Origin of the sequence: Enterobacter sp. PI-10, assembly GCF_027947695.1 — a bacterium.
Taxonomy (GTDB): Bacteria; Pseudomonadota; Gammaproteobacteria; order Enterobacterales; family Enterobacteriaceae; genus Enterobacter; species Enterobacter vonholyi.
Window position 1 is genome coordinate 35,047 of record NZ_JAJNOG010000011.1, and the last position, 21,210, is coordinate 56,256.

At 55.9% G+C, this 21,210-nt stretch carries 19 protein-coding genes; 7 read left to right on the forward strand and 12 right to left on the reverse strand.

Annotation, left to right across the window (positions count from 1 at the left end; translation table 11 throughout):
• Nucleotides 1-17: 17 nt before the first annotated feature.
• On the reverse strand, nt 18-1,331 hold the full coding sequence (gltP, locus tag LRM19_RS19095) for a glutamate/aspartate:proton symporter GltP (RefSeq protein ID WP_024906735.1): 1,314 nt from the start codon (nt 1,329-1,331) through the stop codon (nt 18-20).
• Nucleotides 1,332-1,754: 423 nt separating this feature from the next.
• Here gltP and acs point away from each other — a divergent pair, with 423 nt between their 5' ends.
• From acs to actP, 3 genes are all read left to right on the forward strand, one after another.
• On the forward strand, nt 1,755-3,713 hold the full coding sequence (gene acs, locus LRM19_RS19100) for an acetate--CoA ligase (RefSeq protein WP_271369636.1): 1,959 nt from the start codon (nt 1,755-1,757) through the stop codon (nt 3,711-3,713).
• Between the two features lie 82 nt (nt 3,714-3,795).
• Nucleotides 3,796-4,110: a DUF485 domain-containing protein gene (locus LRM19_RS19105; RefSeq protein WP_008503396.1), complete on the forward strand. Its 315-nt coding sequence runs from the start codon at nt 3,796-3,798 to the stop codon at nt 4,108-4,110.
• The gene (gene actP / locus LRM19_RS19110) at nt 4,107-5,756 is read left to right on the forward strand and encodes a cation/acetate symporter ActP (RefSeq protein WP_021242771.1); all 1,650 of its coding nucleotides are present in this window, start codon (nt 4,107-4,109) and stop codon (nt 5,754-5,756) included. The genes LRM19_RS19105 and actP overlap by 4 nt, the downstream gene beginning before the upstream one ends.
• 32 nt (nt 5,757-5,788) lie before the next feature.
• Here the strand turns inward: actP and LRM19_RS19115 are convergent, their stop codons facing one another.
• Entirely contained in the window at nt 5,789-6,478 is a 690-nt protein-coding gene (locus LRM19_RS19115; RefSeq protein ID WP_024906731.1) for an LrgB family protein, read from the reverse strand.
• Nucleotides 6,471-6,881: a CidA/LrgA family protein gene (locus tag LRM19_RS19120; RefSeq protein ID WP_021242769.1), complete on the reverse strand. Its 411-nt coding sequence runs from the start codon at nt 6,879-6,881 to the stop codon at nt 6,471-6,473. The genes LRM19_RS19115 and LRM19_RS19120 overlap by 8 nt, the downstream gene beginning before the upstream one ends.
• A gap of 102 nt (nt 6,882-6,983) precedes the next feature.
• On the opposite strand from LRM19_RS19120, the gene LRM19_RS19125 reads away from it, so the two are divergent.
• Complete coding sequence (locus tag LRM19_RS19125) at nt 6,984-7,871, forward strand: LysR family transcriptional regulator (protein WP_252093660.1); 888 nt, start codon at nt 6,984-6,986, stop codon at nt 7,869-7,871.
• A 66-nt stretch (nt 7,872-7,937) separates the two neighbouring features.
• Here the strand turns inward: LRM19_RS19125 and LRM19_RS19130 are convergent, their stop codons facing one another.
• The 4 genes from LRM19_RS19130 to soxR all read right to left on the reverse strand — a co-directional run bounded on the left by LRM19_RS19130 (nt 7,938) and on the right by soxR (nt 12,796).
• The gene (locus LRM19_RS19130) at nt 7,938-9,584 is read right to left on the reverse strand and encodes a Na+/H+ antiporter (RefSeq protein WP_008503391.1); all 1,647 of its coding nucleotides are present in this window, start codon (nt 9,582-9,584) and stop codon (nt 7,938-7,940) included.
• 150 nt (nt 9,585-9,734) lie between these two features.
• Nucleotides 9,735-11,084: a guanine/hypoxanthine transporter GhxP gene (ghxP, locus tag LRM19_RS19135; protein ID WP_115876909.1), complete on the reverse strand. Its 1,350-nt coding sequence runs from the start codon at nt 11,082-11,084 to the stop codon at nt 9,735-9,737.
• 293 nt (nt 11,085-11,377) lie between these two features.
• Nucleotides 11,378-12,049 carry a glutathione S-transferase family protein gene (locus LRM19_RS19140; RefSeq protein ID WP_115876910.1) on the reverse strand — a complete coding sequence of 224 codons (672 nt, stop codon included), beginning with the start codon at nt 12,047-12,049 and terminating at the stop codon, nt 11,378-11,380.
• Nucleotides 12,050-12,337: 288 nt separating this feature from the next.
• Nucleotides 12,338-12,796: a redox-sensitive transcriptional activator SoxR gene (soxR, locus tag LRM19_RS19145; protein ID WP_008503388.1), complete on the reverse strand. Its 459-nt coding sequence runs from the start codon at nt 12,794-12,796 to the stop codon at nt 12,338-12,340.
• Between the two features lie 98 nt (nt 12,797-12,894).
• On the opposite strand from soxR, the gene soxS reads away from it, so the two are divergent.
• A complete protein-coding gene (gene soxS / locus LRM19_RS19150; protein WP_013095071.1) occupies nt 12,895-13,221 on the forward strand; it encodes a superoxide response transcriptional regulator SoxS in 327 nt (108 codons plus the stop codon).
• 6 nt (nt 13,222-13,227) lie between these two features.
• Here soxS and LRM19_RS19155 read toward each other — a convergent pair whose 3' ends face one another.
• Complete coding sequence (locus LRM19_RS19155; RefSeq protein ID WP_111964200.1) at nt 13,228-14,793, reverse strand: EAL domain-containing protein; 1,566 nt, start codon at nt 14,791-14,793, stop codon at nt 13,228-13,230.
• A 643-nt stretch (nt 14,794-15,436) separates the two neighbouring features.
• On the opposite strand from LRM19_RS19155, the gene LRM19_RS19160 reads away from it, so the two are divergent.
• Nucleotides 15,437-15,718 (forward strand): YjcB family protein, encoded by a 282-nt coding sequence (locus LRM19_RS19160; protein WP_045261050.1) that lies wholly within the window; start codon nt 15,437-15,439, stop codon nt 15,716-15,718.
• A gap of 61 nt (nt 15,719-15,779) precedes the next feature.
• Here LRM19_RS19160 and ssb1 read toward each other — a convergent pair whose 3' ends face one another.
• Nucleotides 15,780-16,310, reverse strand: coding sequence for a single-stranded DNA-binding protein SSB1 (ssb1, locus tag LRM19_RS19165; RefSeq protein WP_023310055.1), 531 nt, complete (start codon nt 16,308-16,310; stop codon nt 15,780-15,782).
• A 250-nt stretch (nt 16,311-16,560) separates the two neighbouring features.
• On the opposite strand from ssb1, the gene uvrA reads away from it, so the two are divergent.
• Nucleotides 16,561-19,383: an excinuclease ABC subunit UvrA gene (uvrA, locus tag LRM19_RS19170; RefSeq protein WP_271369637.1), complete on the forward strand. Its 2,823-nt coding sequence runs from the start codon at nt 16,561-16,563 to the stop codon at nt 19,381-19,383.
• A gap of 3 nt (nt 19,384-19,386) precedes the next feature.
• On the opposite strand, the gene LRM19_RS19175 is transcribed toward uvrA, so the two are convergent.
• From LRM19_RS19175 to aphA, 3 genes are all read right to left on the reverse strand, one after another.
• On the reverse strand, nt 19,387-19,740 hold the full coding sequence (locus LRM19_RS19175; protein WP_008503382.1) for an MmcQ/YjbR family DNA-binding protein: 354 nt from the start codon (nt 19,738-19,740) through the stop codon (nt 19,387-19,389).
• Nucleotides 19,741-19,742: 2 nt separating this feature from the next.
• Nucleotides 19,743-20,159: a secondary thiamine-phosphate synthase enzyme YjbQ gene (locus LRM19_RS19180; protein ID WP_111964202.1), complete on the reverse strand. Its 417-nt coding sequence runs from the start codon at nt 20,157-20,159 to the stop codon at nt 19,743-19,745.
• Between the two features lie 113 nt (nt 20,160-20,272).
• Nucleotides 20,273-20,986, reverse strand: a complete 714-nt coding sequence (aphA, locus tag LRM19_RS19185) for an acid phosphatase AphA (protein WP_271369638.1) — start codon at nt 20,984-20,986, stop codon at nt 20,273-20,275.
• Nucleotides 20,987-21,210: the final 224 nt, after the last annotated feature.

A 21,210-nucleotide genomic window follows, 5' to 3' on the forward strand; every position in this document is an offset into this window, starting at 1 on the left:
GGGAAGACAACGTTACATTACTGGTCAGCAGTCTTATCAAAACGACCCAGCACCTCGCGTTCATACGCCAGCGCCTTTTTACGATCGAATTTGTGTTCCCACTTGGCGATAACCAGCACCGCCAGCGCATTACCCACCACGTTCAGCGCCGTACGCGCCATGTCGAGGATACGGTCCACACCGGCGATAAAGGCCAGACCTTCCAGCGGAATGCCGACGCTGCCCAGCGTCGCCAGCAGCACCACGAACGAAACGCCCGGTACGCCTGCGATACCTTTAGACGTCACCATCAGCGTCAGTACCAGGACGATCTCCTGCCACAGCGACAGGTCAATGCCGTACAGCTGGGCAATAAAGATAGCGGCGATACTCTGGTATAGCGTCGAACCATCCAGGTTAAAGGAGTAACCGGTCGGCACCACGAAGCTGGTAATAGAGGCAGGCGCGCCGTAGGCTTCCATCTTCTCAATAATACGCGGCAGCACGCTCTCAGAGCTTGCCGTGGAGTAGGCCAGAATCAGCTCATCTTTCAGGATACGGATCAGGATCCAGATGCTCAGCCCGCACAGACGCGCCACGATGCCCAGCACCACCAGTGCGAAGAACAGGATGGCGAAGTGCACCAGGATCACCAGCTTCGCCAGCGGCCACAGGGAGGCAAAACCGAAGTTCGCCACGGTGACGGCGATAAGCGCAAACACCCCTACCGGCGCGTAACGCATCACCATGTGGGTCACTTTAAACATGGTCTCGGAAATAGAGCGGAACACGGTCACCAGCGGTTCACGGTGCGTCGCGGGCAGAGAAGAGAGCCCCAGACCAAACAGTACCGAGAAGAAGATGATCGGCAGCATTTCGCCCTTCGCCATCGACGCCACGATGTTGGTCGGCACCAGCGACAGGATTGTGCCCATCAGGCCATGCGCATGGCTCTGCACGTCAGCGGTCGTACTTTGGTATTTCGAAATATCCACCGTTGCCAGCTGCGACATATCGATCCCGGAACCCGGCTGGAACACGTTCGCCAAAGTGATACCAAGAATGATCGCAACCGTAGTGATCACTTCGAAATAGATAATGGTTTTTGCACCAATACGACCTAACTGCTTCGCATCGCCGACGCCCGCAATACCGACCACCAGCGTCGAGATCACAATCGGAACCACAATCATCTTGATCAGATGAATGAAGATATCCCCTGCCGGTGAGAGCAGGTTCGCAATCAGCCATTCGCGGCTGTCGCTGTGATAGTGAAGGTAACTGCCCAGCAAGATGCCCAGCACAAGGGCGATTAAGATCTGCCAGGCCAGGCTGACTTTAACGTTTTTCATAGAAACTGACTTCCTCAATGAAGCGCCTTATTCACTCAAACTGCATGAATATGGAGACATACTGAAAGAGTATGAATTGTGTTGCGTTGGTTTATGGGATTTTTTAACGCGGCGTATGAGTATCATTTGCGCGACCTGTTGCGCAAGCCTTAAAGAACGACGCGTTTCACTCACAAAAGCGACGATGACGGCAGTTTGTTCTAATTCTGATAAATAACCTTTTGTTATAAAAACGCTTTTTTAAACATAAATGTGAATAATCGTCAGCATAAATTATTTTCCTTCAAAGATTCATTCGCTCAATTTTCATACTCTTCAAACAATGCGTGATCTGCAGCCCAAATAATAAACAAAGCTTGTAAAGCCCCTACAATTAACGTTTTTGCGACATATTATTAACATCTTACAAGGAGAAAAAAAGCCATGAGCCAAATACACAAACATGACATTCCCGCAAATATTGCGGACCGTTGCCTGATCACCCCGGAGCAGTACCACGAGAAATATCAGCAATCTATCACCGCCCCGGACACCTTCTGGGGTGAGCAGGGTCATATCCTTGACTGGATCAAACCTTATCAGAAGGTGAAGAACACCTCCTTTGCGCCCGGCAATGTCTCCATTAAATGGTTTGAAGATGGCACCCTGAACCTGGCGGCGAACTGCCTTGATCGTCACCTTGCCGAGCGCGGAAACGAGACGGCGATTATCTGGGAAGGCGATGATGCCTCCCAGAGCAAACACATTACCTATAAAGAACTGCACCGCGACGTGTGCCGCTTCGCCAACGTCCTGCTGGAAAAAGGCATTAAAAAAGGCGATGTGGTCGCTATCTATATGCCGATGGTGCCGGAAGCGGCGGTAGCCATGCTGGCCTGCGCGCGTATTGGTGCGATCCACTCCGTTATTTTTGGCGGTTTCTCACCAGAAGCGGTTGCGGGCCGTATTGTCGATTCCAGTTCAAAACTGGTGATCACCGCCGATGAAGGCGTGCGCGCCGGACGCGGAATCCCCCTGAAGAAAAACGTCGACGAAGCGCTGAAAAACCCGAACGTCAAAACGGTCAGCAACGTTATCGTCCTTAAGCGTACCGGCGGCAAAATCGACTGGAACGAGGGGCGTGACCTGTGGTGGAGCGACCTGATTGAAAAGGCGAGCGACCAGCATCAGCCGGAAGAGATGAACGCAGAAGATCCGCTCTTCATTCTTTACACCTCCGGCTCGACCGGTAAGCCGAAAGGCGTGCTGCACACCACCGGCGGCTATCTGGTCTACGCGGCCACCACCTTCAAATACGTCTTTGATTACCATCCGGGCGACATCTACTGGTGTACAGCCGACGTGGGCTGGGTTACCGGACACAGCTACCTGCTGTACGGCCCGCTGGCCTGTGGCGCAACGACGCTGATGTTTGAGGGCGTACCGAACTGGCCGACTCCGGCGCGGATGTGTCAGGTGGTCGACAAGCATCAGGTCAATATTCTCTACACCGCGCCAACGGCGATCCGCGCATTAATGGCGGAAGGCGATAAAGCCATCGAAGGCACTGACCGCTCTTCATTGCGCATCCTCGGTTCCGTGGGTGAGCCCATCAACCCGGAAGCCTGGGAGTGGTACTGGAAGAAAATCGGCAACGAGAAATGCCCGGTCATGGACACCTGGTGGCAGACCGAAACCGGCGGCTTTATGATCACCCCAATGCCGGGCGCCACGCAGCTGAAAGCAGGCTCGGCAACCCGTCCGTTCTTCGGCGTGCAGCCTGCGCTGGTGGATAACGAAGGTAACCCGCAGGAAGGCGCCACCGAAGGCAATCTGGTGATCACGGACTCGTGGCCGGGTCAGGCGCGTACCCTGTTTGGCGATCACGATCGCTTCGAGCAGACCTACTTCTCGACCTTTAAAAACATGTACTTCAGCGGCGACGGCGCGCGCCGTGATGAAGATGGATATTACTGGATTACCGGACGCGTGGACGACGTGCTGAACGTCTCCGGCCACCGTCTGGGCACCGCGGAGATTGAATCTGCGCTGGTGTCGCATCCGAAGATTGCCGAAGCCGCCGTTGTCGGCATTCCGCACAACATCAAGGGCCAGGCAATTTACGCTTACGTCACCCTGAACCACGGGGAAGAGCCGTCGCCAGAACTCTATGCTGAGGTGCGCAACTGGGTGCGTAAAGAGATTGGCCCGCTGGCGACGCCGGACGTGCTGCACTGGACCGACTCGCTGCCGAAAACCCGCTCCGGCAAAATCATGCGCCGTATCTTGCGCAAAATCGCGGCAGGGGACACCAGCAACCTCGGTGATACCTCAACGCTCGCGGATCCTGGCGTGGTGGAAAAACTGCTCGAAGAGAAGCAGGCCATCGCAATGCCTTCCTAGTGTTTTCTCCCTCTCCCCTCACCCTCTCCCCATAGGGGAGAGGGGATAAAAACAAACCAACCTTACCTTTGGAGACTCTGTGATGAATGACCATATTTGTCAGCAGATAGAGAATAGTGCGCACTACAGGGAGCTCGTCGATAAGCGGCAACGGTTTGCCTTCACCCTTTCCATCATCATGCTGATTATCTATGTCGGCTTTATTCTGCTGATCGCCTTTGCGCCGCACTGGCTGGGCACCCCGCTGCACGAGGGCACCAGCGTGACGCGCGGTATTCCGATTGGCATTGGCGTCATCGTGATTTCATTTGTGCTGACCGGCGTTTACGTCTGGCGCGCGAACGGTGAATTCGATCGCCTTAATAAAGCGGTACTGCAAGAGGTAAAAGCATCATGAAGAGAATTCTGACGGCGCTCGCCGCCACGCTTCCCTTTGCCGCCCACGCGGCAGATGCGATTACCGGCGAGGTACAGCGCCAGCCAACCAACTGGCAGGCGATTGTGATGTTCCTGATTTTCGTGGTGCTGACGCTGTATATCACTTACTGGGCGTCGAAACGCGTGCGCTCCCGTAACGATTACTACACCGCAGGCGGCAACATTACCGGCTTCCAGAACGGGCTGGCGATTGCGGGTGACTTTATGTCCGCCGCCTCGTTCCTCGGGATCTCCGCGCTGGTGTACACCTCCGGCTATGACGGCCTGATCTACTCTCTCGGCTTCCTCGTCGGCTGGCCGATCATTCTGTTCCTGATTGCCGAGCGCCTGCGCAATCTGGGCCGCTACACCTTCGCCGACGTGGCCTCGTATCGCCTGAAGCAGGGACCGATTCGCACCCTCTCCGCCTGCGGTTCGCTGGTGGTGGTGGCGCTGTACCTGATTGCGCAGATGGTGGGTGCGGGTAAATTGATCGAACTGCTGTTCGGCCTGAACTACCACATCGCGGTAGTGCTGGTGGGCGTGCTGATGGTGATGTACGTGCTGTTCGGCGGCATGCTCGCCACCACCTGGGTGCAGATCATCAAAGCCGTTCTGCTGCTGTTCGGCGCCAGCTTTATGGCCTTTATGGTGATGAAGCACGTTGGCTTCAGCTTCAATAACCTGTTCACCGAAGCGATGGCGGTCCACCCGAAAGGGGAAGCCATTATGAGCCCGGGCGGGCTGGTGAAAGACCCTATATCCGCACTCTCGCTTGGTCTCGGCCTGATGTTCGGTACCGCGGGTCTGCCGCATATACTGATGCGCTTCTTCACCGTGAGCGATGCGCGTGAAGCGCGCAAGAGCGTCTTCTACGCTACCGGCTTCATGGGCTACTTCTATATTCTGACCTTCATCATCGGCTTTGGCGCGATCATGCTGGTGGGGGCGAACCCGGCGTTTAAAGACGCGGCGGGCGCGCTGATTGGCGGTAACAACATGGCGGCGGTGCATCTGGCGGACGCGGTGGGCGGCAACCTGTTCCTCGGCTTTATCTCCGCCGTGGCCTTCGCCACCATTCTTGCGGTGGTTGCGGGTTTAACGCTGGCCGGCGCGTCGGCGGTGTCGCACGACCTCTACGCCAACGTCTTCCGCAAAGGCGCGAGCGAGCGCGATGAACTGAAGGTCTCGAAAATCACCGTGCTGGTGCTGGGCGTCGTGGCGATTCTGTTGGGCATTCTGTTCGAGAAGCAAAACATCGCCTTTATGGTGGGGCTGGCCTTCTCGATTGCGGCCAGCTGTAACTTCCCGATCATCCTGCTCTCCATGTACTGGTCGAAACTGACCACCCGTGGGGCGATGATTGGCGGCTGGCTGGGGCTGCTGACGGCGGTGATCCTGATGATTCTGGGCCCAACCATTTGGGTGCAGATCCTCGGTCACGCAAGCGCCATCTTCCCGTATGAATACCCGGCGCTGTTCTCTATTGCCGTGGCGTTTATCGGTATCTGGGTCTTCTCGGCCACCGACAATTCGCCGGAGGGTAACCTGGAGCGTGAGAAATTCCGCGCCCAGTTTATCCGTTCACAAACCGGTCTCGGTGTTGAGCAGGGCCGCGCGCACTAAGCCTTTCTCCCCGGTCATTCTGGCCGGGGAGCTTAAAACATCACCCACGCCACCAGCGGCGCAACCAGCACCATTACCACGCCCGACAGCATCATGACCAGGCTCGCGACAACGCCCTCCTGCTGGCCCAGCTCATAGGAACGTGCCGTGCCCGCGCCGTGCGACGCCGCGCCAAACCCCGCGCCTTTGGCCATCCCTTCCCGAATAGAAAGCCGCAGAAAGAGCATATCGCCCACCGCCATCCCAAAGACGCCCGTCACCACCACAAACAGCGCCACCAGGTCCGGCTGTCCGCCGAGGGGTTTAGCCGCCGCCAGCGCGAACGGCGTGGTCACCGAGCGCACGGCCAGGCTGCGCTGAATTTCGTCGGGCAGCGTAAACAGCCGCGCCAGCCAGACGGAGCTACAGACCGCGACCACCGTGGCGGTAATCACGCCTGCGCTGAGCGACATCCAGTGGCGTTTGATAATCGCCAGGTTGTCGTAAACGGGCACGGCAAAGGCGATGGTCGCCGGGCCGAGCAGCCACAGCAGCCAGTGGGATTCACCAATATAGTTTTGCCAGGAGATATGGCCGAAGACCAGCATCAGCACCAGCAGGATCGGCGTGAAGACCAGCGGCATCAGCGGCAGGGCATGAAAACGGCGATACAGCCGCTTGTTGGCAAAGTAGATCCCAAGCGTCGCGATCAGGCACAGGACGCTGATCTGAAAGTTAGTCATGTTTGTGCCTGCTGATTTCAAACCGGTACACTTTATCCACAACCCAGGCGGTCGCCCCCAGCACCATCAACGTACTCAGCGCGATGACCGCAAAGATTCGCCAGCCGTCCACCATCAGCAGCTGCGCATAGTTCACCACCGCCACCACGGCAGGGACAAAGAACAGCAGCATCTCCGCCAGCAGCCAGCGCGCCCCGGCGCGCACCCAGTTAAGGGGGATTACGCGACAGAGGATGAGCGTCAGCATCAGCAGCATCCCCACCAGGTTGGCAGGCAGCGGCAGGTGGAGCCAGCCGACAAGATATTCGGCGAAAACAAACAGTCCCGCGTAGAGTAGTACCTGAACCGGGACCTGGAGTCGTTGTACAACGGCAGGCGTAACACGGCTTAACGCCACGGCCATGGGGGTTTTCCTCAAAAATGAGACGAGGCGCCAGTATAGTGAGCGCACGGTGTGGACTGAAATGAATTAAAATCATCACAGGTATAGTTTCGAGGAATAATCATGGACATAAGAACGCTGCGCTATTTTGTCGAAGTGGTTCGTCAGCAAAGTTTTACCCGCGCAGCGGAGAAGTTGTTTGTTACCCAGCCCACCATCAGCAAGATGCTGAAAAACCTCGAAGATGAACTGAACTGTACCCTATTGATCCGCGACGGGCGCAAGCTGCTGCTGACCGACACCGGACGCGTGGTGTTCGAGCGTGGGCTGGCGATTCTGGCGGAGTTCCGCCAGCTGAAAGCAGAGCTGGACGATATTAATCATCTGACCAAAGGAGTGCTTCGCCTCGGCATTCCACCGATGGTGGGGATGATGATGGCCGGGCCGATTAGCCTGTTTCGCCAGCGCTATCCCGGCGTAGAGCTGAAAATCTCGGAGTTTGGTGGGTTAACCGTCCAGCAGGCCGTCACTAACGGCGAGCTCGACGTGGCCATGACTGCCCTCCCCGTTGAGGAAGAGAGCGGCCTGGCGACGCTTCCGCTCTTTAGCCACCCGCTGTGCGTGCTGGTTCCCCGCTCCGGCGACTGGCTGAAGTTAGACTCGGTGAAGCCTGAACTGCTCGGCGAGCATCCTCTGCTGATCTACAACGAAGACTTCGCTCTCAGCCGCCAGCTGATGACGCTGTTTAACCAGCATAACGTCAAGCCACGCATTGCGGTACGCAGCGGACAGTGGGATTTCCTGGCGGCGATGGTGCAGGCCGGCGTGGGGATTGCCATTCTGCCGCAGCCGATTTGCGAGCGTCTGGATAAAAACACGCTGCGCTGGATCCCACTGGAGAGCGATCTGCACTGGCAACTGGGCATGATCTGGCGTGAAGGGGTCTATTTGTCGCAGAGCGCGCAGGCGTGGCTGCAGTGTTGTGAGGGGTTTTGGGTGCCCACACCCTAACCCCTGGGCTCGATCGGTTCCCTCTCCCCTAAGGGGAGAGGGCCAGGGTGAGGGGCACAAACAGCGCTACTGATTCTCTATCAACAGCGCTTCCAGCAGGTCCAGATCGTGCAGCAGCTTTTGCAGCGTCTCGTTGCTGATCTGGCGCGTGGCGCGCAGGTGGTACAGTTCGGCACGCTCTGAGCGCAGCGCCGCCAGGCGGAACCGGCGTTCCAGGTTCTCCTCCTGCAGCGAGCTTTCCACATCGTTACGCCCGTCCGCGCGGCGGCGAAGGTTACCAATTACGCGGGAACTCACTTCCGTCAGCAGCTGATTATCGATGTTCTCTTCCGCATCCGCGGCCAGACGCTCTTCCATTTTCTGGATGGCGACAATCGCCACTTCGGCGGTGGCCGCACGCGCAATGCGCTCTTCCTTGTGCTGCTGGGTCGAATCGCCAACATCAATATGCTGCAGCAGGATCGGCAGCATAATCACGCCGACAAACAGTGAGAAGAGAATCACGCCCGCCGCCAGGAAGACCAGCTCGTAGCGTGCTGGGAAGACATCGCCTGTCGGCAGCAGCAGCGGAATGGAGAGCACACCGGCAAGGGTGATCGCCCCGCGTACGCCCGCAAAAGAGGCAATCAGCAGTTCACGCGTTGTCCACGAGCCGAACTCCATCGGTTTTTTCTTCAGGAAGCGGACGCTGAAGTTTTTCATCGTCCACAGCCAGCCGAAACGAACCAGCATCAGCGCCAGGTAGATCAGCACGATGTCGGTAAACAGCATCCAGACCTCAACGTTCGGGTCGGCCTCCGCCGCCACCAGCGAGGACTCCATAATGCCAGGCAGCTGCAGGCCCAGGAGCAGGAACACCATGCCGTTAAAGACAAACTCCAGCATGGCCCAGGTGCTGTTTGCACGCAGGCGCATGGCCAGCGGCGCGCGGCGCATTACGCCGGAACGGGTAATGGTCATCCCTGCCGCAACCGCTGCCAGAATGCCCGACACGCCGATATGTTCGGCAATCAGATAAGAGGCAAACGGCAGCAGGAACAGCAGTACGATCTGCGTAGCGGGTTCATCGCCGCCCCAGCGGCTGAGGAAGCGCAGCGAGCGGCCGTACAGCCAGCTCACCACGAAGCCTGCGAGAATACCGCCAATCGCCACCTTGAAGAATTCCAGCGTTGCGCCGCCGACGGTAAAGACCATCGTACCCATCGCTACGGCCACGGCAAACTTCAGGGCGACCAGGCCGGAGGCGTCGTTCATCAGCGCCTCACCCTGTAAAATCCCCATGATTTTCTTCGGAATACGGCCTTCACCCACAATGCCGGACAGCGCCACGGCATCGGTTGGCGACAGCACGGCGGCCAGCGCAAAAGCCGGTATTAACGGAATGCCCGGCACCGTCCAGTAGATCAGGAAACCAATCCCGACGACGGTGACCACCACCAGCGCAAGCGCCAGGCCGAAGATCTCTCGCCCGTGCTCAAGGAATTCGCGCGTGGGCGTTTTCCAGCCATCGGCAAACAGCAGTGGCGGAATAAACAGCACGAGGAACAGTTCGGGGTCAAATTCCACGTGCAGGCCAAACGTCGGCCACGCCAGCAGCGCGCCGATGGCAATTTGCATTAATGGCAGGGGGACCTGAAAGGGCAGTACGCGTGTAACCACCCCGGATAGCGAGACCACAAGGGTCATGATGAGTATTGTGAAGAAGATTTCCATGCGTTCCCTGTTTGCTGTGTTGCTTATGTACTCCGGAAGGCGTCGTGCCTTTTATTCTATCTTCCCCAGAGTAACGCAAAAGGCAACAGGATGAGTCCTGAAAATAAAAACGGGCGGCCTGAGCCACCCGTTTTCGCATCAAAGGACAACTTAGATTGCCCAGCCGCCCGCGTAGAACGCCACCAGCGCAACGGCGATAACAACGGTGCCAACGTTCAGCTTGCGCCATTCACCGGAGACCAGACGACCGATCACCAGCGACGCGAAGCCGATCATAATGCCGGTCACGATGTTACAGGTCAGTACGATGAAGACCGCAGTAATCAGGCCAGACATCGCGTCCACAAAATCCGCAAAGTCGATTTTCGCCACGTTGCTCAGCATCAGCAGGCCAACGTACATCAGCGCTGGCGCGGTCGCGTACGCCGGAACCAGGTACGAGAGTGGAGAGAGAAACAGGATCAGCATGAACAGCACGCCGACGGTGATCGCCGTCAGGCCGGTTTTACCGCCTGCCGCCGTACCCGCCGCGGACTCGATGTATACCGCCGCAGGCGCCGCACCCACCAGACCAGAGAAGACGCTGCTCAGGGAGTCAGTGGTCAGCGCTTTGCCGCCGTCAATAATCTGACCGTCTTTATCCAGCAGGTTCGCCTGACCGGCCACCGCACGAATAGTACCGGTCGCGTCAAACACGGCGGTCATCACCAGCGCCAGCACGCTTGGTAGGATCACCGGGTTCAGCGCGCCAACGATATCCAGGCTGCCAATCAGGGAGTTTCCTTTGTCATCGCTCAGCGACGGCATGGCGAAAATGCCGGAGAAGTGGACGTTCGGATCGAAAATCAGGCCCACAATCGACACGCCGATAATGGTCAGCAGGATGCCGCCCGGGACTTTCAGTTTTTCCAGACCGATAATCACCGCCAGGCCGATCAGCGACATGATCACCGGGAAGCTGGCGAAATGGCCGAGCGCCACCGGCAGGCCGTCCAGCGGGTTCTTGATGACCAGACCGACGCCGTTGGCGGCGATCAGCAGCAGGAACAGGCCGATGCCGATGCCGGTACCGTGCGCCACGCCCTGCGGCAGGTTGCGCAAGATCCAGCTACGGATGCCGGTCGCTGAAATAATGGTAAACAGCACACCCATCAGGAACACGGCGCCCAGCGCAACCGGTACGCTGATGTGCTGACCCAGCACCAGGCTGAACGCGGTAAACGCGGTCAGGGAGATGGCGCAACCAATCGCCAGCGGCAGGTTCGCCCACAGGCCCATCACGATAGAGCCCACGCCGGCCACAAGGCAGGTCGCTACAAAGACAGCCGCTGGCGGGAAGCCCGCTTTGCCCAGCATGCCCGGCACAACGATGACGGAATAAACCATCGCCAGAAACGTTGTCAAACCAGCAACGATTTCCTGACGCACGGTGCTGCCGCGGGCCGAAATTTTAAACATGGCGTCAAGTGAACCGCCAGTACGCGCAGATGGCGTAGACATAGAAAACATCCCCTGAGAGTTTTTTAGGAAGTCCGTAAGCGAGGTGGAGACGCCACTGCCAGCTAAACGTCAAATCCTTGTGTTGCGTTTGCGACGAAAGGGCGTCACAAAAAAAGCAAACGTTTAGCTCCGCGCTTACAAACGGGTGGTCAAATTAAGGCAAACGATTATCCAGCCTAATCCCCGCCCTTTTCAACTGAACTTTATCGTTTTTCGCTAAAATTCACTTATGACGCTGAAGAAATAAACAGAGGATGCGCAAACGTTATCATCAATGCGCAATTTGTTTACATTTAATCCTCACCCGGGATGGATAACGGCCCCCCTTGCTCCAGAGTTCTTTGCCAGCCAGGGCTGTTCTCAACCTTACTTTTCCATGCCTGAATATGCGGCAGGTTGTTAATACCGCCGCGCGCCAGCAGGGCAAAAATCGGAAAGCTCATCTGGATGTCGGCCATGCTGAGCGTATCCCCGGCAAACCAGCTGTTTTTAGCCAGATGTGATTCAATAAAGCGCGCATGGGTTTCCAGCTGGCGGTTGAGGTACGCTTTCTGCACCCCCTGCCCCAGCGCTTTCCCCAGGGTTCGGATACCAAACGGCACCGGCGGTTTTCCGAGGCTGCTGAAGACCAGCTTCATTAACAACAGCGGCATCAGCGATCCTTCCGCGTAGTGCAGCCAGAAGCGGTACTGCACCTTATGCGCCGGATCTAAAGGCTTAAGCCGCGACTCGGGATCGTAAGTTTCCTGCAGGTACTCCAGAATGGCGCCAGACTCCGCAAGGATCAGCCCGTTATCTTCGATAACCGGTGATTTACCCAACGGATGTACCTTTTTGAGAGCCTCCGGCGCCAGCATGTTTTTTTGGCGCTGATAGTGAACGATCTCATAAGGCAGGCCGAGTTCTTCCAGCGCCCAGATCGCGCGGTGCGAGCGCGACTGGTTAAGGTGGTGTACCGTGAGCATGGCTTTCTCCTGTTATTCATACTTTTTAACTATAGAAAATTGAACAACACCGCGAAAAAAATTCGGCTAAAAACCGGTCAGCGACGCTGGCGAAAAAACGGGTCTTGCATAGAATTAAAGTGTCAGCACAATCCGGAACCTCCCCAACCAGCTCGACACTGAGGGGTGCTGACGTCGGGGGAAACCCTCCCGTGAACCAGCGGGATAGAGTGAAAGACAAAGACCGGGAAAAACTAAAGCGCCCTTATGTGGCGCTTTAGTTCTTTATGTGCTTTTTGCCGCGCAATCTCAATCCTCTTCCAGCAGCCGCGCCCCCGTCCCCTGCTCGCCCAGTTTGTCGCCGGGGTTACGCAGCGGGCAGTCGCTGCGCGACAGGCAGCCGCAGCCGATGCAGCCATCCAGCTCGTCACGCAGAGCGACCAGCGTGTGAATACGCCTGTCCAGCTCTTCACGCCACTGGGACGACAGCTCTTTCCACTCTTTCGGACTCAGCGTGTGCCCTTCCGGCAGTACCCCAAAGGCCTCACCGATCGTGGCCAGGGGAATTCCGATTCGTTGCGCAATTTTGATTATCGCCACGTATCGGAGCACGTCGCGAGTATAGCGACGCTGGTTACCCCCGTTACGGATGCTCTTGATTAAACCTTTGCTTTCATAGAAGTGGAGCGCCGATACCGCAACGCCGCTTCGCTTCGCCACTTCACCGGGAGTTAAAAGCGCTTTAATTCGCGGCAATCTCTTTTCCATAAAACCTCTTTACCTCAAGTTAACTTGAGGAATTATACTCCCCCGCAGAGAAAACGACGAATTAACCGAGATAGTTGTATCTACAGAGGGGCAACCTTATGTCGCATCAGCAGATTATTCAGACGCTTATTGAATGGATTGATGAACATATCGACCAACCGTTGAACATTGATGTGGTCGCGAAAAAGTCGGGCTATTCGAAATGGTATTTACAGAGAATGTTCCGCACGGTCATGCATCAGACGCTGGGTGAGTACATTCGCCAGCGCAGACTTCTGCTGGCAGCGCAGGCGCTACGCTCAACGCAGCGGCCCATTTTTGATATCGCGATGGACCTTGGCTATGTGTCGCAACAAACCTTTTCCCGCGTGTTTCGCCGCGAGTTTGACCGTACGCCAAGCGACTATCGCCACCAGTTGAATTAATCACTCTCAGTGCAAAGGCTGCTGCTGCCAGGTCATAAATTCCTGGGGCGGCATCGCTTTCGCGAAGTGCCATCCCTGACAAAACTGGACGCCGCGCTTCAACAGCCAGCTCACCTGCTCTGCCGTCTCTACCCCTTCCGCAATGGTTTTCAGGCGCAGGCTCTGCGCCATCTCGATAATATGCTCGGCGATCAGGTGGCTGGTACTGTTGGTCGTTAAGGTATCGATAAACGATTTATCGATCTTCAGGATATCCACGTTCAGCGAGTAGAGGTTGTGCAGGTTCGAGTAGCCGGTACCGAAGTCATCGATCGCGACTTCATAACCCGCCTGACGGAAAGCCTGAATCACCGGCGTGGTTTTTGGCACATCGATAAAACCACGTTCCGTCACTTCAATTTTGATTTGCTGCGCGCGGACGGCGTAGTGGCGAGCCTTGTCGGAAATCATGGCGATCAGCCGCGAGGAGTGGAAATCCGTGGCCGACAGGTTAATCGAAATATAGAGATGCGGATGCTCCGCCAGGAAATGGCCCAGATCGTTGAACACCTCCTCAACGACATAGTCCGTAATCCGCTCGCTCATTCCCTCATTTTCCGCCAGCGGAATAAACTCAGCCGGGCTCATCACCTGCCCGTTAAAACCCGGCCAGCGTAACAACGCTTCCGCACCCACACACTGGTTGTTCTTGATATCAATAATCGGCTGATAGTGGACGCAAAGCTGTCGCTTGTTCAGCGCCCGGTGCAGTAAGCGCCCCGGTGAATTAAGCTCACGATGGGTACGGGACCATACCAGCAAAATAATAATGCTGCAGATCATGCCCAGCGGTAGCGTCAACGTCGCCTGGTGATAAAGCGTTTCATAAAAGCGTTTATTCGATGTCGACACAATGGCCGCAATAGGTCTTTTGGGAGACGTTACGATCGTATAAAAGCGGTTATCTTTTTGAAATACCGATTCCTTATCTCGAATCATCGAATTTAATAAAGAAACATTGGCTTTCTGGCTAACCGAAAAGAAAGCATTGGTTACCGTGTCGTACACACCCCACGAGAGAGAATGATCCGCGGACATGACTTCGCTGTATGAAAGCGGATTGACGACCACCACATAATTTCCGCGCTGCATATATGTCATTTTATAGCCAGTATAAAATGGGGTATCGCGATAATAATAGATAGCGACGTCAGGTTTACGCGTGTAATTAGCGACAGGAATGGCGTAGGGATGATCCGGTGTAAAAACGGTCGAACAAAGAAAATTCTGACCTTCAGCGTAAATTAAATCGGCGACAAACAGGCGGCCACGAACAACGTTCAGCATATATTGACGGTGTCCCGGCGTGCAAAGCTCACCCTGATATTTTTCAGCCTCGTCCCGGGCCAGCTCAACCTGTTGAATAACCAGCTCTGTTTTGTCTAAAGCCAGTTCAGCAAATGTGCGTAGCTGTGCGCTTGTTTCAGACACGGCGCGTAGCTGGGCAAACCATAGGGCAAGCATCACCGGCAGCATAACTACCATGATGATCCCTACCACCCTGAGCATTTTGCGCCGCGCGCTACGATTCATTTCCCGCCCTATATCCCTGCATGTTGTACGCCTGTAGTAATGAAGGCCGGATGCTTTGTTAAACAGGTGATTACGTTGCATGAATCATGCAAAGTTAGCAACTGACTTTTAGTATTAAAAATCTTAAATTTCGTTATGACGATAATATTTTCCCGTAAGTTAAACTGTAAGTATTCGTTCCGTTTCAATTAAGGGAAATAATTATCCAGCCCGCCGGGGCCGACGGAAAGATAACACAACAGACGATCGTTGATTAAGCCAAACGTCTGACAGCATGAAAAAAGTACAACATCGTCATGACGTTTTATGCTATTTGCTCCGGGTACTGTGTTTGTTGATTTATAAATAATCAGTCTTCACCACACTATTTTCAGTAATGGCGGAGAATAACGCCCCGGTTATAAAACCGAATTTGCGGTGTCCCCACTTGCCCGACGGGCGTTTCCGGCGCGTTGTGGGTTCACCTCCTCATGCGCCGAGGCTGGTCCTGCCTACAGAGTCGCTTTTCCTGGGGAATAAAATCCTCTTTTTTGATCGCACAGGCACTGGCGAATAAATCATCAATTGTGATATAGTTCACACATATTTTGTAACGAGAAACACTGTTTCATTCAGTTCGTCTGTTTTGTAGAGGATGGGTTTTATGGCAACCATTACTACCAGCATGGTTCTCCTGCGCTGGCCTTTGTTGAGTGCGGTACTGATGTTTTTAGCCAGCACGCTGAACATTCAGTTTCGTAAATCTGACTATGCGGGTCTTGCTGTCATCAGCACCCTGCTGGGGTTGGGTGCGGCCTGCTGGTTTGCAACGGGTCTGCTTGGTATCACCCTGCTGGATATGGCCGCCGTCTGGGAAAATATTAAAGTGGTGATGGTTGAGGCGATGAGCCACACGCCGCCAGACTGGCCGATGGTGATTACCTGATCCCTTACGGAATAAAAAAACCCAGACGATGGTCTGGGTTTTTTGTTTTAGCACGCGGGAATCAGAACGGAATGTCGTCGTCGAAATCCATTGGCGGTTCGTTAGACGGCGCCGGAGCAGACTGCTGCTGCGGACGAGACTGTGCGCCGCCGCTGAACTGGTTGCCACCCTGCGGCTGCTGAGGCTGACCCCAACCGCCCTGCTGCTGGCTCTGACCGCCACCTGCAGGTGCGCCACCGCCCTGACGGCCACCCAGCATCTGCATGGTGCCGCCCACGTTGACCACTACTTCAGTCGTGTACTTCTCAGCACCGGACTGATCGGTCCATTTACGGGTACGCAGCTGGCCTTCAATATAGACCTGAGAACCTTTACGCAGATATTCTCCGGCCACTTCGGCCAGTTTGCCAAACAGCACAACACGGTGCCATTCGGTCTGCTCTTTCATCTCACCGGTCGCTTTATCACGCCAGGATTCGGAAGTAGCCAGCGTAATGTTGGCAACTGCGCCACCACTCGGCATGTAGCGTACTTCCGGGTCCTGGCCCAGATTACCGACGAGAATCACCTTGTTTACGCCTCTGCTGGCCATGTTCGTGTCTCCTGAATACGTTTCTTAATAGTGTAAACGCGCGAGTGTACCATTTCCATGCTGCACTTTGATAGTTGCGTAGCACGTTCCAGAGTTCTCCCGCAACTCAACATTGTTACACAGCGAATCAGAAAATGCATTCCAATACTGTATATTCAAACAGGTCAAATTGTGTCATAATTAGCCGTTTCTGACAGCCGTTTGTCCTTCAAACAAACCAGGCAATCCGTGTTCCAACCGGGAAAGGTGAATGGATAAGATCGAAGTTCGGGGCGCCCGCACCCACAATCTCAAGAATATCAACCTCATAATCCCTCGCGACAAACTCATTGTCGTGACCGGGCTTTCGGGGTCTGGCAAATCCTCACTGGCTTTCGACACTCTGTATGCCGAAGGACAGCGTCGTTACGTTGAATCGCTCTCGGCGTACGCGCGTCAGTTCCTGTCGCTGATGGAAAAACCGGATGTCGACCATATTGAAGGGTTGTCACCTGCTATCTCTATTGAGCAGAAGTCCACGTCGCATAACCCGCGTTCAACGGTCGGTACCATTACCGAAATCCATGACTACCTGCGTCTGCTGTATGCCCGCGTGGGCGAGCCGCGCTGCCCGGACCACGACGTCCCGCTGGCGGCGCAAACCGTGAGCCAGATGGTCGATAACGTGCTGTCGCAGCCGGAAGGCAAGCGCCTGATGCTCCTTGCGCCAATCATCAAAGAGCGTAAGGGCGAACACACCAAAACGCTGGAAAACCTGGCAAGCCAGGGCTATATCCGCGCCCGTATCGACGGCGAAGTGTGTGACCTGTCCGATCCACCCAAGCTGGAGCTGCAGAAGAAGCACACCATCGAAGTGGTGATTGACCGCTTTAAGGTGCGCGACGATCTCGCCACGCGTCTGGCGGAATCCTTTGAAACGGCGCTGGAACTCTCTGGCGGCACGGCCGTGGTCTCCGACATGGACGATCCAAAAGCGGAAGAGCTGCTCTTCTCCGCCAACTTTGCCTGCCCGATTTGCGGCTACAGCATGCGCGAGCTGGAACCGCGCCTGTTCTCGTTCAACAACCCGGCGGGCGCGTGCCCGACGTGTGACGGCCTGGGCGTGCAGCAGTATTTCGATCCGGATCGCGTGATCCAGAACCCGGAGCTGTCGCTGGCGGGCGGGGCCATTCGCGGCTGGGACAAGCGTAACTTCTACTACTTCCAGATGCTGAAATCGCTGGCAGAACACTACAAGTTCGACGTTGAAGCGCCGTGGGCCAGCCTGAGCCCGAACGTGCACAAAGTGATCCTGTTCGGTTCCGGTAAAGAGAACATCGAGTTCAAATACATGAACGATCGCGGCGATACCTCCGTGCGTCGCCACCCGTTCGAAGGGGTGCTGCACAATATGGAGCGCCGCTACAAAGAGACCGAGTCCAGCGCGGTGCGCGAGGAGCTGGCGAAGTTCATCAGCAACCGCTCCTGTGCTACCTGTGAAGGAACGCGCCTGCGCCGCGAAGCGCGCCACGTATTTGTGGAAAACACGGCGCTGCCGACCATCTCAGACATGAGCATCGGCCACGCGATGGACTTCTTCAATAACCTGAAGCTCTCCGGCCAGCGCGCGAAAATTGCCGAAAAAGTGCTGAAAGAGATTGGCGATCGCCTGAAATTCCTGGTGAACGTCGGCCTGAACTACCTGACGCTATCCCGCTCGGCAGAAACGCTCTCCGGCGGTGAAGCCCAGCGTATTCGTCTGGCGAGCCAGATTGGCGCGGGTCTGGTAGGCGTGATGTACGTACTGGATGAGCCGTCCATCGGCTTGCACCAGCGCGACAACGAGCGTCTGCTCGGCACGCTGGTCCACCTGCGCAACCTCGGCAACACGGTGATCGTGGTCGAGCACGATGAAGATGCGATCCGCGCGGCTGATCACGTGATCGATATTGGTCCGGGCGCAGGCGTACACGGCGGACAGGTGGTTGCAGAAGGGACGCTGAAGGAGATCATGGCGGTGCCCGAATCGCTGACCGGCCAGTACATGAGCGGCAAGCGTAAGATTGAGGTGCCAAAACAGCGCGTAGCGGCAGATCCTGAAAAAGTGCTGAAGCTGACCGGCGCGCGAGGCAACAATCTGAAAGACGTCACCCTGACGCTGCCTGTTGGCCTGTTTACCTGTATCACCGGCGTATCCGGTTCCGGTAAATCGACGCTGATCAACGATACGCTGTTCCCGATTGCGCAGACGGCGCTGAACGGCGCGACGCTGGCCGAGCCGGCGCCGTACCGTGACATCCAGGGGCTGGAGCATTTCGATAAAGTTATCGACATTGACCAGAGCCCGATTGGCCGTACCCCGCGCTCTAACCCGGCAACCTATACCGGCGTCTTCACGCCCGTACGTGAACTGTTTGCCGGTGTGCCGGAAGCACGCTCCCGCGGCTATACGCCAGGACGTTTCAGCTTTAACGTACGCGGTGGCCGCTGCGAAGCGTGCCAGGGCGACGGTGTGATCAAGGTTGAGATGCACTTCCTGCCGGATATCTACGTGCCGTGCGACCAGTGCAAAGGCAAGCGCTATAACCGAGAAACGCTGGAGATTAAGTACAAAGGCAAGACCATCCACGAAGTGCTGGACATGACCATCGAAGAGGCGCGCGAATTCTTTGATGCCGTTCCTGCGCTGGCGCGTAAGCTGCAGACGTTGATGGACGTGGGCCTGACCTACATTCGTCTGGGGCAGTCGGCAACCACGCTGTCCGGCGGTGAAGCGCAGCGCGTGAAGCTGGCGCGCGAGCTGTCAAAACGCGGTACTGGCCAGACGCTATATATCCTGGATGAGCCGACCACCGGTCTGCACTTTGCCGACATCCAGCAGCTGCTGGACGTGCTGCATCAACTGCGCGATCAGGGCAACACTATCGTGGTCATCGAACATAACCTTGACGTGATTAAAACCGCGGACTGGATTGTCGATCTCGGCCCGGAAGGCGGCAGCGGCGGCGGTGAAATCCTCGTCTCCGGTACGCCAGAGACGGTTGCAGAGTGCGAAGCCTCGCACACCGCGCGCTTCCTTAAACCGTTGCTGTAATTGTCACACGGAGAGCTGCTGTCGGGTCGTTTCCGGCAGCAGCTCAACCGCCTGCTGATAGGATGCGTCCACCAGGTAGTAAATTTGTGAGCCTGGAATCGATCCATCCAGATAGACGGTGCTCCAGTGCGCCTTATTGAGGTGCTGGCTCGGCCTCACGTCATCATGCTGCTGACGGAGTAAATCGGCCAGTTCAGGGCTGGTTTTCAGCGACGCCGCCGGACGGCCCTCCACCTCTTTCACCATCGCAAACAGCACATCCCCCACCTTAACCTGCGTGGCTTTCCAGTCGCTATGGACGCTCTGCTCCGCGCCGGGCTTGCTCATGCAGTACTGAAGTATCTCCGAAATTGTCATCTTTATTCCCCTTGTAGCGTGGCGATAATTTTACGCGAACCACCGTGAATGCGATGCTCTCCCAGCCAGATCCCCTGCCACGTTCCCAACAGCAGCCGCCCGTTGTGAACCGGCAGCATAAGCGATACGCCCAACAGGGAGGATTTAATATGCGAAGGCATATCGTCTGCCCCCTCATAGTCATGCTCGTAAGGGGCGTTGTCCGGGACGCTCTTCAGAAAATGGTGCTCCATGTCTGACCGGACGGTGGGATCGCAATTTTCATTAAGCGTGAGAGAGGCAGACGTGTGCTGAAGGAGCAGATGCAGCAAACCCGTTTTGACCCGCGGCAGGTCGCGGATTTGCCCGATGACTTCGTCCGTCACCAGATGAAATCCGCGTGGTTTAGCGCTTAAGGTCAGGGTCTGTTGATACCACATGTGCTGCTCCGTAATGAAAGATGAATCTTTCTAAGTGTGCAGCAAGAAGCCGAAAGGTAAAACCCGCAGCGACGAGATTTGCTTAAAAAAGAGTCAAACTCGTCGCCTGCGGTTTAATACTCAGAGTTCACAATGACCTCTTCGCCAAACTTTCCGGCCATCGGCAGCGGTCGATAGGTCGAGTTAGAGGCACGCAATACCCTGATCCCTCTGGCACCCACGTCATGCGCGGCAGTGATGTCGTTATCCGAATCGCCGTAGAATACTTTGATATTTTTCTTTTCCAGCCACTGGGTTTTGGTGTTTTGCCCTTCTTTGTCACCGGCAAAAATCACCGGATTCATGCTGGCTACCGGGATCTGAAAATCATCCTGCAGGGTTTTGGAGACGGTTTCCGTTTTGGTCTGACTGCGGCCGGTCACAAAGTAAATGCTGTCCCCGCGCTTCACGTGCATGGCAATAAGCGTCCGGGCAACCTCTTTCGGGATGCTGAATTCGTCCCAGCCGTTATTCATTTTTTCCCAGAATTCCGGGTTCTTCAGATACGCTTCGCTGTCGGGCGAATACATTTTTTTTCCGCGCCAGAAGCCCGGGCTGGAGAAGAGAACGGTATCGTCAATGTCAAAACCCACGGCCATTGGCGCACGGCCCATCAGGCTGTTTTCGATTTGAGCCACGGAAACCCAGTGAATGGGCGCCTGCTCTGCAAGCATGGCGGCAGTGGTACCGGTGTAAAGCGGCGTCGGGGCAGAAGCTCGCGCGACGACGGCGCTATTAAGCGAGAACAATAAGCAGGCAGCGCTGAGCGCCAGTGTGATCTTGCGCATATTTTCCCCTGAAAATTCAGTTTGTTATCGTTTTAATTTGAGCGAACGGTCAAAAAACTATCCGACCATAACCCCAGCGGGAGGTGAAGGGAAGGAGTTTTTACTTATGAAGATGAATAAAAAGAAGACGATCACAAAGCGCAGAAGTGACGTGTAGGCCCGGTAAGCGAAGCGCCACCGGGCAAGATTCTTGTACGGCCTGATGTCCTCACCCCAACCCTCTC